Here is a 12,823-nt window from a genome sequence, read left to right on the forward strand (position 1 = left end):
CGTTAGGGCAGCGGCCCATGCGCCCCCTCCTCGCCACGCTCGCCCTGATCTGCGCCGTTCCGGCGAGCGCCGCCACCGTGGCGGTCGACGTGCGCGGGGCGGACGGCAAGCCGCTCGCCGGCGCGGTCGTGGTGCTGGAGACCCAGCGCAAGGCGGACGCCCCGATCCATTTCGCCTGGGGCACGGTGATGGCGCAGCAGGACATCGCGTTCGATCCGCACGTGCTGATCGTACCGGTCGGGTCGAGCGTCAGCTTCCCCAATCGCGACAAGGTGCGTCACCACGTCTATTCGGTTTCGAAAGCCAAGAAGTTCGACCTCAAGCTGTACGGCAAGGACGAGACGCGCAGCGTCGTGTTCGACAAGCCCGGCGTCGTCGCGCTCGGCTGCAACATCCATGATGCAATGAGCGGCGTGATCGTCGTGGTCGATACGCCCTTTGCGACGCAGACCGACGCGGGCGGCCACGCGGTGTTGACCGGCGTTCCCGCCGGCGCGGCTACGGCGCGGTTGTGGCACCCCTCGATCCGCGCGCCCGACAACATGACCGCGCAGCCGGTGACGATCGCCGCTAACGGCGGGCCGATCACCCTGTCCGTGCAGCGCCGATGATCGCGCGCGCACGCGCCGCGCTCGCCGCGGCGCTCACCTTCCGCCATCTGCGCACTCGGCTGGCGGTGCTGTACGCGGCACTGTTCGCGCTGGCGCTCGTCATCGTCGCGGCGGCGGCGCAGGCGATGATCCTCGCGCATGCCCGCACCTCGGTTCGCGCCGAGCTGAGCGCGGCGGGCGAGGTGTACGACCGCATCTGGGCGCTGCGCACGCAATCGCTGAGCCGCGCGGCCGACGTCCTCGCGCGCGATTTCGGCTTCCGCAGCGCGATCGGCAGCGGCGACCGCGCAACGATCGAATCGGCGGTGGTGACGCTGCGCGGCCGTTCCGCCGTCACAGGCGCGTTCGTGGTCGATACGTCGGGCAACATCTTCGGCACCGGCCCGCAGGCGCTGCGCGGCGCGCTGGCGACGCTGCCGGACGATCTGCCGCAGGGCGGCGGCGCCGCGGTGATCGACGTGGGGAACGCGGTGTTCCGCGTCGTCGCCTCGCCGATCCTCGCGCCCGATGTGATCGGCTGGATGATCTTCGCGATCCCGCTCGACGCGACCGAGATGCATGCGCTCGAACATCTTTCGGCGATCCCGCTCAACGTGCGCACGCTCTATCGTGGGGCGGGTGGCCACTGGGTGTCGAGCGATCATGCGATCGGCCCTGACCGCGCGCTCGACCGCGTCATCGAGGGCGGCGGGCAGGACAGTGCGCCGCTGACCATCGAGGTCGGCGGAACCGATTCGTTCGCCCGCGCGAAGCTGCTGCAAGGGCGCGGCGACCGGCCCGAGGCGGCCTTGCTGTTCAGCTATCCCAAGAGCCGCGCGCTCGCCTCGTACCGATCGCTCGAGATCGGCATCGCTCTGGCCGGCCTCATCGGGCTGGTGCTGGTGCTGCTCGGCAGTCGCCGGCTCGCAACCAGCATCGCGCGCCCGATCGTCGCGCTCGACGCAGCCGCGAAGGCGCTGGAGGAAGGCGTCTGCGCGCAGGTGAGCGTGGAGGGCACCGACGAGATCGCGCGGCTCGCCGAGAGCTTCAACCTGATGTCGACCGGCATCACCGAGCGCGAGCATCGCATCACCCACCTCGCCTTCCACGATTCGCTGACCGGCCTGCCCAACCGCACGTTCTTCCGCCAGCATCTCGACGCGAGCCTCGCGCGCATCCAGAAGCTGGGCGGAACGGTGACGGTGCTGTGCCTCGATCTCGACGGGTTCAAGGGCGTCAACGATACGCTCGGCCATCCGGTCGGCGACGCGCTGCTCGCGCGGATCGGTACGATGCTGTCCGAACTGGGCCGCGACGGGCTGGTGTCGCGGCTCGGCGGCGACGAGTTCGCCATCATCCTCGACGATCGCAGCGATCCGGACCGGCCGCGCGTGCTCGCACAGGCGATCCTCGATGCGATCCGCGCGCCGCTGACGGTGGACAGCCACCAGATCGCCACCGGCGCCAGCATCGGCATTGCGGTCGGCCCGGGCGACGGTGCGGACCCGGACGTGCTGCTCAAGAACGCGGACCTCGCCTTGTACCGCGCCAAGCAGGACGGGCGCGGCGTGTTCCGCTTCTTCGAACCCGCGCTAGACGCCGCCGCGCGCAAACGCCGCCAGCTTGAGCTCGATCTGCGCGAGGCGCTTCGCGCCGGCCAGTTCCGGCTCAACTATCAGCCGATCTTCGATCTGAAAGCGGATCGGATCGGCGGCTTCGAGGCATTGCTGCGCTGGGAACACCCGACGCGCGGCAACGTCTCTCCGGTCGAGTTCATCCCCGTTGCCGAGGATACCGGGCTGATCGTCGCGATCGGCGCGTGGGTGATGCAGGAGGCATGCCGTCAGGCGTGCGACTGGCCGGAGCATGTCCGCATCGCGGTCAACGTGTCGCCGCTCCAGTTCCGCAACTCGGGCTTCGCCAGCGTCATCTTCCAGGCGCTGTCGCGCAGCGGGCTGGCGCCGGGGCGGCTGGAGGTGGAGATCACCGAATCGGTGTTTCTCGATGGCGAGAAGACGGTTGTGGCGCTGCTTCACCGGCTCCGCGCGATGGGCGTTCGCGTCGCGCTCGACGATTTCGGGACGGGCTATTCCTCGCTCAGCTATCTGCGCAGTTTCCCGTTCGACAAGATCAAGATCGACAAGTCGTTCGTCGACCGGATCGCGCAGGACCAGAGTTCCGCCGCGATCGTCCACGCGATCGTGGATCTCGCAGCGGCGCTCAGCATGGAGACCACCGCCGAAGGTGTGGAAAGCCCGGACCAGCTCGCCGAACTGCGCGGACAGGGATGCAGCAGCATTCAGGGCTATCTGTTCAGCCGCCCGGTCGAGGCGGACAAGGTGATCGCGCTGCTCGGCAAGGCGATGAGCGCGGCGGCATAGCCGCGGCCTGACGCGTTTTCGCCTTCCCCTCGCCCGTCCGGAGCGCGTAGGCGTGGGCGGGAGGATCAGCGATGCCGCTTTACGCTTTCGAGGGACAGCAGCCCACGCTCGCCGGGGGCGTCTGGGTTGCCCCCGGTGCCGATGTGATCGGCGATGTGCGGTTGTCGGAACGGGCGAGCGTCTGGTTCGGGGCGGTGATCCGCGCCGACAACACCACCATCAGGGTCGGCGCGCGCAGCAACGTGCAGGACGGCGCGATGCTCCATTCCGATCCGGGTGCACCGCTGACGATCGGCGCCGACTGTACGATCGGCCACCATGCCATCCTGCACGGCTGCACGATCGAGGATCGCGTGCTGGTCGGCATGGGCGCGGTGATCCTCAACCGCGCGACGATCGGCGCGGGTTCGCTGGTCGGCGCGGGCGCGCTCGTTACCGAGGGCAAGAGCTTCCCGCCCGGCAGCCTGATCGTCGGCAGCCCGGCGCGTGCGGTGCGGGCGTTGAGCGAGGCCGAGTCGGCTGGCCTGCTCGCCTCGGCGGCAGGATATGCGGAGAAGACGCAACGCTTCGCATCGGGGTTGCTCCAGATCGGCTGACTTTCTCCGAGAGAGAATTTCTTTCGTCCGCGCTGGACAGGCGCGGCATCCTGTGGTGTGATCCGAGTCGTGGAACGGGGGTGTCCGGGCCGCACCGGGCGCGAGATCTCTCGCCGCCCATCATCCGGAAAGACGACAGGGAGCGCCCAAGATGACGACCGATCTCCTCGACCGCGACGCGCGGGAAGACCTTCACGATCGCGGCTATTCGCGCCGCCAGATCGGGCGCATCGCGATGCTGCTGGGCGGCGGCGTGGCGGTGAGCCAGTTCGCGGGCGGCACCGCGCAGGCGCAGCAATCCGCCAAGGCGATCGTCGGCGCCGTGCGGATCGGCTCGAACGAATGCTGGACCGGCCCATTCCCGGAAGGCGTGCAGGCGGCAGCAGCGATCGCGGCGGTCGGCAACCGCTACGAGCCCGACAACGAGCATGACAAGCTGAAGGCCGCGGTCGCGCAGGTCGAGGGCGTCACGCCGGAGTGCATCCTCGCTTGGCCGGGGTCGAGCGACCCGCTCAACCGCGCGGTCGTCACCTTCTGTTCGCCGCAGAAGGGACTGGTGACGGCGAACCCGACCTACGAACAAAGCTGGCGCACCGCCCAATGGCTCCAGATCAAGCCGACGCGTGTGCCGCTCACGCCTGACTACCGCCATGACGTCAAGGCGATGCTCGCCGCCGATCCCAACGCCGGGCTCTATTACATCTGCTCGCCCAACAACCCGACCGGAACGCTGACGCCGATCGCGGATATCGAATGGCTGCTCGCCAACAAGCCCAAGGATTCGATCGTCCTGGTCGATGAGGCCTATATCCACTTCGCCGGCACGCAGAGCGCGGCGAAGCTCGCGTGTACGCGCAACGACGTGATCGTGATGCGCACCTTCTCCAAGCTGTTCGGCATGGCCGGGATGCGGCTCGGCCTCACCATCGCGCATCCCGATCTCTACAGGCGGATGATGCGCTACGACGGCGGACAGGTGACCAACATGCTGCCGATGACCGCCGTCGCCTGCGGCACCGCCAGCCTTCCGCTCGCCAGCAAGATCGCCGCGCGCCGTGCCGAAATGATCGCCGCGCGCGAGGAGACACTCGCGCACGTCCGCAAGCGCGGGCTGAAGTATATCCCCTCGCAAGCGAACATGTTCATGCTCGACTGGGGCGCGGGCAAGGATCCCAAGGCGATGCAGGCCGCGTTCGTCGCGCAAGGCGTGCAGATCGGCCGCTCGTGGGACGCTTACCCGACGATGAGCCGCGTCACGGTCGGCTCGGCGGAGGATATGGCCAGGTTCCGCAGCGCGCTGGATAAGATCATGGCATGATGCCAGCGGGCGCGGCCGGCAGCGGTCGCGCCCTGCTTCCCATCAGATGCACGCGGCGATGACGCTGCGCTCCGCAGCGAGACACTTCTAACCACACAGGATCGTCTGTAAGGGCGGCGCGTGACCAATTCCTCCGTGACCGAGCTGTTCCGCTACCCCGTCAAGAGCCTGCGCGGCCATATTCTCGATCAAGCGGCGATCGGCGCGCGTGGGATCGAGGGCGACCGGCGGTGGATGATCGTCGATGCGAACGCGCGCTTCATCACCCGTCGCGAGATGCCCGCGATGGCGTATTTCACCGTGCGGCCGGACGGTGACGCCCTGCTGTTCGACCATCCCGAACATGGCGCGCACCGCGTCCTTCGCCCGGATGCCGACGCGCCGCTGATCGATGCGCGCGTGTGGAGCGACACCGTGCGGGTGCGCCTGACCGGCGCCGACACCGCCAGCTACCTGTCGCGTGCGTTCGGCAAGCCGGTGCGGCTCGTCTTCCAGGGCGACGAGGGCGTGCGGGCGATCGACCCCGCCGTTGCCGCGCCCGGCGAGCATGTCAGCCTGTCCGACGGCTACCCGCTGCTGATCGTGACGCAGGCGTCGCTCGCCGCGCTCAACGCCGAACTGGCGGTGCCGGTGCCGATCGCACGCTTCCGTCCCAATATTGTTGTCGCAGGCGGCGATGCGTGGGGCGAGGACCATTGGCGCCGCATCCGCATCGGCGACGTCACCTTCCGCGTCGCCAAGCCCTGCTCGCGCTGCATCGTCATCACCCAGCAACCCGACACGGGCGAAAGGCTGGAGGGCAACGAACCGCTCGCGACGCTGCGCCGGATCGGGCGCATGGGCAAAGGCGGCGTGATGTTCGGCCAGAACCTCATTCCCGAATGCGACGGCACGATCGCGGCGGGCGACCCGATCAAGATTCTCGAGACGGGTGATTCGAACCTGCGCTGAGCCGCCTACCAGATCAGCCGCGCGGCGATCCCGATCAGCGCCACGCCGATCGCCGGCAGCATCGCCAGCACCAGCCGCCGACGCGGCACGGCAGCGGCGACCAGCACGAACGCCAGACCGGCGGCGAGCATCGTCCACAGATGATAGCGCAGATCCGACGCGACGCTCAGCACCAGATAGCCGCCCCCGTATAACGCCGCCGATAGCGCGAGCGGCAGCGCCAGCCCCGGTAGCCGCCAGCCCGCCACCACCAACCCGAGCGCAAGCGCGATCCAGCAGATCGGCCATCCGAGCGGCGTGCGGCAGGTCTGCACCGCCAACCAGTCGAGCGCGCGCTGGAGCGGGTTGCGCCCAATCGCGAAGCCCCAGTCGTTGGGCGCGGATTGCGGCTGGACCGGCCGCTCGACATCGTGCGCGAGCAGGAAGCGCATATTGCTGTTGGCATGGCGCAGGCGATGCGCGGCATAAGCGAGCGGATGCGTCGCGATGGCCCCGAGCCAGAAGGCGTAGGGGCTCTGGTGGCGCGCCGCGAACGTGTCGCGGACGAGCGCGAAGCCAATCGGGCACGGCTCTGCGACCCACCACGCATAGCTGTCCCACTGCACCGGATCGTAGCAGCGATGGTTCACCGCGACCGGGTTCGCGACCGGCAGCGGCGGGAAGGCATCCACCCTGCCCGCCTCGGTGATGCCGCCGAGATCGAAGATAACCAGCGACAGTGCCACCCCGCTCGGCTTGGCACCCGTCGCGACGTTGGCGAGCGGCATCGCGGCGGCGAGCGCCAGCGTCGCCGCCATCGTACACGAAACAAGCCGCGCGGGCGTACGCCGCCAGTCGTCCGGCAGCACCGCCACCAGCAGCGGCAGCGCGGCGAGCAGCGCGTTGAACCGCAGCGTGGCGGCGAACAACAGCAGCAGGGTCGCGGCGATGCGTAACGGCCAGCCCCGCTCGCGCCCTGTCCACGCCATCAGCCCGGCGGCAGCGAGCAAAGCGCCCGCCATCAGACTGTCCTTGAGCACCGATCCCAAAGTCGCCAGCGCGAACGGCAACAGCGCAGGCAACACGATCAGCACCGCCAGCCGCCCCCGCCCCGCCGCCACCGCGCGCGCGGCGAGCAGCCCGAAGCCGAGCCAGTAGAGCCCCGCCTGCAACAGCAGCATCGGCGCTGGGCCGGGCTGTACCGCGATCAGCCGCCGCCACACCCACTCCATCGCGGGCGGGTGCCAGTCGTCGAACTGGCCGCTCACCGCCTGTCCGTACTGACGCACCGCATCCCAATACATGATGCCCGGCCAATAGGCGGCAAGCTGCCCCCCTGCCGCCGCCACCAGCAGGGCCACGACGACAAGCGCACCGCGCCGGGAAGCGCTCATGCTCAGGCCGGCTCGACCCGCTTGGTGACGAGCGCGCCGACCTCGCCCGCCTGCCACATCAGCATCGCCGGCACGCCGATCGTCAGGTCGCGCGCGCGCTTGAGCAGCGACAGCGCCAGCGCGGTGGTCGGCGGCAGGCCGAACACCGGGCCGATCAGCGCATACGCCGCCTCCTGAATACCGATCGCGCCGGGCACCGCGAAGGCGACGCTGCGGAGCGTGAAGATCAGCGCCTCGACCGTCAGCACCGCCCACACCGGCAGGTGCGACCCCATGAACCACAGCGCCACCCACGCGCCGAGCGCACTGCCGATCCACGCGAGCAGGTTGAGCACGAATGCGGCGAGGACCCGCCCCGGCCGCCGATACACCACATCGAGTTGCACCCGCACCGCATCGACCGCCGCGACCGAACCGGGGATCATCCGAGCCGCCAGTTTCCCGACCAGCCGCAACACCGGCCGCTGCCCGACCACGAAGGCGATCATCAGCACCGCCATCACCCCGAGTCCGCCAACCGCGAGCGGCACGATCCCCGCCGTCGTCGGCCCTGCCGTCAACATCGCGAGCAGGGTCGCGACGCCGCCAAGCGTGAACAGCAGTTGCGCGGCCATCTCGGTCGTCATGTCGGCGACCATCGAGGCGTAGATCAGCGGATCGGCCACGCCGCGCACCGCCAGTGTCCGCGCACCGACGACGAGGCCGCCGAGTTGCGAGAACGGCAGCACGTCGGTCGCCGCCTCACGCGTGGTGCGTGCCCAGACGAACAGCGGCAGCCGCCTGAGCGGCTCGCCCGGCGCGCACACCAGCCACGCCGCGCCGAGCAGCAGCAGCACGCCCGCAGAGCATAGCAGGAAAGCGCCCATGCCCAGCCAGCCGATCCGCGCCATTGACGCAAACACCTGACGCGCGCCGACCGCGCCGACCGTCCAGCCAGCGACACCGATGCCGATCAGGGTCGCCGCCAGCAGCCCGGCGCGCGCGTAGCGGTTCATGCGATGGCCGGTGTCTTCCGCATGAAGCGCAGCACCAGCCGAATCATGCCGGGGACGAACTTGGGCCGGATCAGCCGCTGGTCATAGGGTGCGAGCCGCCGGTCGTTCTCGGACAGACAGATCGCGGCGAGTTCGGGAAAGCTGATCTCCACGCCCAGTTCCTTCGAGCCGTTGAGCGTGAAGTTGTTCTCCTGCGCCTTTGTGTTCTCGCCCATGCCCTTGGCCATGTCGAGCCGTTCCCAGAACAGGAACACCCACACCGCCCAGACCTTCAGTTCGAAATAGGGCCGCCGCCACCACGGCATGTTGCGCCGCCACCACGCCACCCAGTTGACGAAGAACAGGATGTGCCGGCCCTCCTCGCGCATCACCGGTTCGAACGTGTCGATCAGTTCGGGCGGGAAGAAGCCGGTATCCTTGGCGATCTTGAACAGGCCGAAGCCGAAGAAGCTGTCGATGCACTCGGAGAACCCTGAGCGCATGAACGCCCATTCGGCATCCTTGGGCTTGATGTACGGCGGCTCGGGTTCGAGCACGATGCCGTAATGCTGCACCATGTCGGCGAGCACGATCTTGTGGCGCTTCTCCTCGAACGCATCCATTTCGAGCGCGGTCTTGAGCTCATGGTCGGTCACGAAATCGGCGAAGGTCTGCACGAACAGCCCGGTGCGGCCCTCGGTCTGCACCGCCATGTCCCAGATCGGCAGCGAGACGATCTTCTGGCGGGTCTCCTCCTCAAGCTCGGGCCAGTCGATCAGCGCAGGGCGGTATGGATCGTGCGTGTCGAGCAACGCACGGCACAGCAGAATCTTGTGCGCCTCGCTGCCGAGCCTGACGCGCTCGCCGGGGGCCGGGCCTGCCGCTTCGATCTTGCCGGGGATGTAGTTCATGCGTTCTGGTCCGTTTACAGATCGGCGAAGCGCGCCAGCGCGATCCGGTCGCGCACGATGATCTCGCGCACGGACGCATCGAGCAACGCCGCCAGTTCTTCCTGATATTTATACCCAGGCGCCGCCAGCGCATAGTCGCCGGTCGCCGGGTGGAAATAGATTTCGCTGGTGCCCTCAGGCAGATGTTCGAGGATGCCGCGCACGCGCGCAGTCGTCATCGCGCCAGACCAGGCGAGGCCGAACACGTGGTCGGGCGCCTTCATGCCGGCGCGGCGCAGCTTGGTGCGAACGCGCCGCGCGAACGGCGCGGCGATATCCACGCCCTTTACCGGCTCAATTCTGCGGATCACCGCGCGCGGTTCGGTCGGCGCACGCCCGGCCCTCATGCCGAAACGCTTGCCGACCGCGATCACCGTAGAGGCGATCACCGGGTGCATGTGCATGTGCTTGTGCGAGTCGACATGATCGAGCGGCAGCCCGGTCGCCGCGAACAGGCGGAACTGCGCCTCGATCTCGGCGGTGAGCTGCCGCCGCACCGCCGGCCGCAGCAGGATCGCCATGCTGGTACCGAGCGCCTCGATATTGAAGCGCCCGCTTGTGTCGACCAGAGCGGGAATACGCTCGGGCGGCAGCGCCGGCGGCACCTCGGCGAGCGCGACGTGCAGCCCGACGCCGAGCTTGGGCATGGTCCGCGCCCGCGCCACCGCATCGGCGCAGGCCTCGCCCGTCACCATCAGGCTGGTGGTGGTGAGTACGCCGCCGCGATGCGCCTGCTCGACCGCTTCGTTGACCGGAACCGAAACCCCGAAATCGTCGGCGTTGATGATGACGGTGCGCACGCCCCGCCTCAGCCCTCGCCGAAGCCGTAGAAGGCCGGGTCGGCGAGCACGATGTCGGCGACACGCGGCGCGTTGGGGATGCCGATGCGGCGCAGCAGCAGCGTCATCGCCGCGCGATCTCCCCCGCGCACCGCACGCTCCCAATCCTCGAACAGCCCGCGCGCGGCGAGCCGTTCGTTGACCGTCATCTCCGACGCAGACGTCACGATATCAAGCCCTTACACGGCCTCTTTGCGACGGCGCAGGAAGTCGAAGAACTCGACGCCCTCACGCAGCCGGCGCTTCATCATGTCCCAATCGCGCATCATCTCCCACACGATCGACCCGATCTTGGAGGGGCGGAAGTAGAAGCGTTTGTAGAATTCCTCGACCTTGTCGAAGATCACCTTGGAATTGAGGTGCGGGTAGGAAAGCTGGGCGATCTGGTTGCCGTCATCGGTGAGCAGGCTGTTGCTGTTGTCGAACCAGCCGTTCTCGGTCGCCTGCTTGTAGAGGAACGTGCCGGGATAGGGCGCCGCCAGCGACACTTGGATCGTGTGCGGGTTGATCTCCTTGGCGTAGTTGATCGTCTCCTCGATCGTCTCTTCCGTCTCCCCGGGCAAGCCGAGGATGAAGGTGCCGTGGATGACGATGCCGAGTTCGTGGCAGTCCTTGGTGAACTGCTTGGCGACGTCCACGCGCAGGCCCTTCTTGATGTTGTGCAGGATCTGTTGGTTGCCGCTTTCGTAGCCGACCAGCAGCAGGCGCAGGCCGTTCGCCTTGAGGATTTCCAGCGTCTTGCGCGGCACATTTGCCTTGGCGTTGCAGCTCCACGACATCGGGAAGCCGGGCTTGCCGAAGCCCAATTGGCCGAGCGCGATCGCGATTTCCTCGACGCGGGCGTGATTGTCGGTCAGCGTGTCGTCGTCGAAGAAGATCTCCTTGGTCTCGGGGATGTTCTCCATGATGTACTTCACTTCCTCGACCACCTTGGCGACCGAGCGGCCCCGGTAGTTGTGGCCGCCAATGGTCTGCGGCCACAGGCAGAAGGTGCAGCGGCTCTTGCAGCCACGGCCGGTGTAGAAGCTGACATACGGGTGCTTGAGGTAGCCGCCGAAATATTTATCGATCTGGAGGTCGCGCTTGTAGATCGGCGAGACCATCGGCAGGACGTCCATGTCCTCGATCATCGCGCGGTCCTTGTTGCGGACGAACGAGCCGTCCGGCGCGCGCCAGGTGATGCCATCGACCTCGGCGAGCGGACGCCCTTCCGCGATCTCGAGGATCGTGAAGTCATATTCCTCGCGCGCCACGAAATCGATCGCGGTGGTGGCGGCGAGGCTCTTGTCCGGCTCGACCGCGACCTTCGCGCCAACGAGGCCGATCAGCGCGTGCGGGTTGCGTGCGCGGATCAGCTCGGCGCACTTCACGTCCTGCGCGAAGCTCGGCGTCGAGGTGTGGAGCACGATCAGCTCCATGCCGTCCATCTCGTGCTTGATGTCGTCCCACGACTGGTCATGCGCGGGTGCGTCGATCAGCTTGGAACCGGGCACCATCGCGGCCGGCTGCGCCAGCCAGGTCGGATACCAGAACGACTTGACCTCGCGCTTCATCTGATAGCGCGCACCGGCCCCGCCGTCGTAACCGTCGAACGAGGGGCCTTGCAGGAAAAGCGAACGCATCATCGTGAAATCTCCGGGGCCGCAGCGATGTGGCCGTTTGGTCCTATTCTAAGCGTCGCGCCGCGCCAATCAACCGAGCGGGCGAAGAAGCTGGCGCAATAGACCGCGAATCCGAAGGTGTCGCGTATCGGCAACACCCATCGCGATACGGCCCGCGCGCCGGACGCCCGTTCCACCGAAATTGCGGCGAAAAGGCGGACGGCGAGCGCGATTGCGGCAAGCGCCAACCCCGCCGCCGGCCACCACAGCGCGGCGAGCAGCGCGATCGGCAGCGGAAACGTCACGACTAGCCCGAGATAAGCGCGGAACGTCAGATCGCGCACCGTCACGCCCCAGCGCAGCTCGTGCCGCCACAAGGCGCGCGCGGAGCGATCATCGAAGGCATGCGTCACCAGCAGCGGCGGCACCACCACCGACAGGCCGAGCGCGCGGACTGCCGCGCCGATCGCATAATCGTCGGCCAGCACATCGGCGAAGCGCGCGAACCCGCCGATCGCGGCGAGTGTCTCACCGCGCATCGCTATGGTCGATCCCATACAGGGGCTGGCGAGCTGGTTGGCGACCCCGAAGATCAGCCCGGGCAGGAACTGCCAGTCGGTCCCCGCCGCCCCGAAGCGCGACCAGCGCCCGGCATCGCCGCGCCCATGGTACGCGCAGGTGACGACCCCCACCCCCGGCGCGTCGAGCGCGGCGAGCACCTGCGCGACATACTCGGGGCCGACGGCGATATCGCTGTCGCTGAGCATCACCACCGGGTGGCGGACGTGCGGCGCCATGTTGGCGAGGTTGGAAATCTTGCCGCTCGATCCATGGCGGGTCGAGTCGATCACCAGGTCGATCACCGCATCGGGGAAGCGCCGGCGCAGCGTGTCGAGCGCGCGAATCGCGGGATCATCGGCGCGCTGCACGCCGCACAGCAACTGGATCGGCCCACGATGGCTTTGCGTGAGGAAGCTGCCGAGTGTATCGAGGAAACGCGGCTCGGTGCCGTGGAGCGGCTTGAGGATCGTGACGCCCGTTGTGCTGTCGCCAACCGGCGCGGGGTGCGCGAAGAAGCGTCGCAGCGTCAGCGTCGCAGCGAACGTCCAGCCGATCCCGACCGCCGCGAGCGCGAGCGCCACCGTCCCGAATACTGCTGCCACCATTGCCATATCCCGCGCCTTAGTGCCGTTTCGGTCCGGGTCAAACCGCGCGGGCGGGCGTGTCGAAAACGTCATGCGAGTGTCAGG

12 protein-coding genes are annotated in these 12,823 nt (G+C 68.1%); 5 read left to right on the top strand and 7 right to left on the bottom strand.

Features of this window, described 5'->3' with window-relative positions; translation table 11 throughout:
* Window positions 1-17 precede the first annotated feature (17 nt).
* The 5 genes from AC3ANX_RS11585 (at window position 18) to AC3ANX_RS11605 (ending at window position 5,836) form a co-directional block, all read left to right on the top strand.
* Window positions 18-611, top strand: a complete 594-nt coding sequence (locus AC3ANX_RS11585) for a cupredoxin domain-containing protein (protein WP_488333433.1) — start codon at window positions 18-20, stop codon at window positions 609-611.
* Window positions 608-2,971 (top strand): putative bifunctional diguanylate cyclase/phosphodiesterase, encoded by a 2,364-nt coding sequence (locus tag AC3ANX_RS11590; protein WP_488333434.1) that lies wholly within the window; start codon window positions 608-610, stop codon window positions 2,969-2,971. Before AC3ANX_RS11585 ends, AC3ANX_RS11590 begins: the two co-directional genes overlap by 4 nt.
* A 71-nt stretch (window positions 2,972-3,042) precedes the next feature.
* Window positions 3,043-3,567 (top strand): gamma carbonic anhydrase family protein, encoded by a 525-nt coding sequence (locus tag AC3ANX_RS11595; RefSeq protein ID WP_488333435.1) that lies wholly within the window; start codon window positions 3,043-3,045, stop codon window positions 3,565-3,567.
* Between the two features lie 151 nt (window positions 3,568-3,718).
* The gene (locus tag AC3ANX_RS11600; protein ID WP_488333436.1) at window positions 3,719-4,885 is read left to right on the top strand and encodes a pyridoxal phosphate-dependent aminotransferase; all 1,167 of its coding nucleotides are present in this window, start codon (window positions 3,719-3,721) and stop codon (window positions 4,883-4,885) included.
* 120 nt (window positions 4,886-5,005) lie between these two features.
* Complete coding sequence (locus AC3ANX_RS11605) at window positions 5,006-5,836, top strand: MOSC domain-containing protein (RefSeq protein WP_488333437.1); 831 nt, start codon at window positions 5,006-5,008, stop codon at window positions 5,834-5,836.
* A 5-nt stretch (window positions 5,837-5,841) separates the two neighbouring features.
* Here the strand turns inward: AC3ANX_RS11605 and AC3ANX_RS11610 are convergent, their stop codons facing one another.
* Genes AC3ANX_RS11610 through hpnI form a run of 7 tightly spaced genes read right to left on the bottom strand, consistent with a single transcriptional unit; the run spans window position 5,842 to window position 12,745 of the window.
* Window positions 5,842-7,209: a hypothetical protein gene (locus tag AC3ANX_RS11610; RefSeq protein ID WP_488333438.1), complete on the bottom strand. Its 1,368-nt coding sequence runs from the start codon at window positions 7,207-7,209 to the stop codon at window positions 5,842-5,844.
* A 2-nt stretch (window positions 7,210-7,211) separates the two neighbouring features.
* Complete coding sequence (locus AC3ANX_RS11615) at window positions 7,212-8,204, bottom strand: lysylphosphatidylglycerol synthase domain-containing protein (RefSeq protein ID WP_488333439.1); 993 nt, start codon at window positions 8,202-8,204, stop codon at window positions 7,212-7,214.
* Window positions 8,201-9,094: a ferritin-like domain-containing protein gene (locus tag AC3ANX_RS11620; protein ID WP_488333440.1), complete on the bottom strand. Its 894-nt coding sequence runs from the start codon at window positions 9,092-9,094 to the stop codon at window positions 8,201-8,203. The genes AC3ANX_RS11615 and AC3ANX_RS11620 overlap by 4 nt, the downstream gene beginning before the upstream one ends.
* Before the next feature lie 14 nt (window positions 9,095-9,108).
* On the bottom strand, window positions 9,109-9,933 hold the full coding sequence (gene hpnK, locus AC3ANX_RS11625) for a hopanoid biosynthesis-associated protein HpnK (protein WP_488333441.1): 825 nt from the start codon (window positions 9,931-9,933) through the stop codon (window positions 9,109-9,111).
* Between the two features lie 8 nt (window positions 9,934-9,941).
* A complete protein-coding gene (locus AC3ANX_RS11630) occupies window positions 9,942-10,139 on the bottom strand; it encodes a hypothetical protein (protein WP_488333442.1) in 198 nt (65 codons plus the stop codon).
* 12 nt (window positions 10,140-10,151) lie between these two features.
* On the bottom strand, window positions 10,152-11,597 hold the full coding sequence (hpnJ, locus tag AC3ANX_RS11635; protein WP_488333443.1) for a hopanoid biosynthesis associated radical SAM protein HpnJ: 1,446 nt from the start codon (window positions 11,595-11,597) through the stop codon (window positions 10,152-10,154).
* Entirely contained in the window at window positions 11,594-12,745 is a 1,152-nt protein-coding gene (gene hpnI / locus AC3ANX_RS11640; RefSeq protein ID WP_488333444.1) for a bacteriohopanetetrol glucosamine biosynthesis glycosyltransferase HpnI, read from the bottom strand. Before hpnI ends, hpnJ begins: the two co-directional genes overlap by 4 nt.
* Window positions 12,746-12,823 lie beyond the last annotated feature (78 nt).

It is taken from the genome of Sphingomonas sp. BRN-1R (assembly GCF_057748035.1).

Bases quoted from the DNA above. Each gene is read 5' to 3' on its own strand.
- AC3ANX_RS11585 (WP_488333433.1), top strand. From the start codon at position 18: ATGCGCCCCCTCCTCGCCACGCTCGCCCTGATCTGCGCCGTTCCGGCG.
- AC3ANX_RS11590 (WP_488333434.1), top strand. From the start codon at position 608: ATGATCGCGCGCGCACGCGCCGCGCTCGCCGCGGCGCTCACCTTCCGC.
- AC3ANX_RS11595 (WP_488333435.1), top strand. From the start codon at position 3,043: ATGCCGCTTTACGCTTTCGAGGGACAGCAGCCCACGCTCGCCGGGGGC.
- AC3ANX_RS11600 (WP_488333436.1), top strand. From the start codon at position 3,719: ATGACGACCGATCTCCTCGACCGCGACGCGCGGGAAGACCTTCACGAT.
- AC3ANX_RS11610 (WP_488333438.1), bottom strand. From the start codon at position 7,209: ATGAGCGCTTCCCGGCGCGGTGCGCTTGTCGTCGTGGCCCTGCTGGTG.
- AC3ANX_RS11615 (WP_488333439.1), bottom strand. From the start codon at position 8,204: ATGAACCGCTACGCGCGCGCCGGGCTGCTGGCGGCGACCCTGATCGGC.
- AC3ANX_RS11620 (WP_488333440.1), bottom strand. From the start codon at position 9,094: ATGAACTACATCCCCGGCAAGATCGAAGCGGCAGGCCCGGCCCCCGGC.
- hpnJ (WP_488333443.1), bottom strand. From the start codon at position 11,597: ATGATGCGTTCGCTTTTCCTGCAAGGCCCCTCGTTCGACGGTTACGAC.
- hpnI (WP_488333444.1), bottom strand. From the start codon at position 12,745: ATGGCAATGGTGGCAGCAGTATTCGGGACGGTGGCGCTCGCGCTCGCG.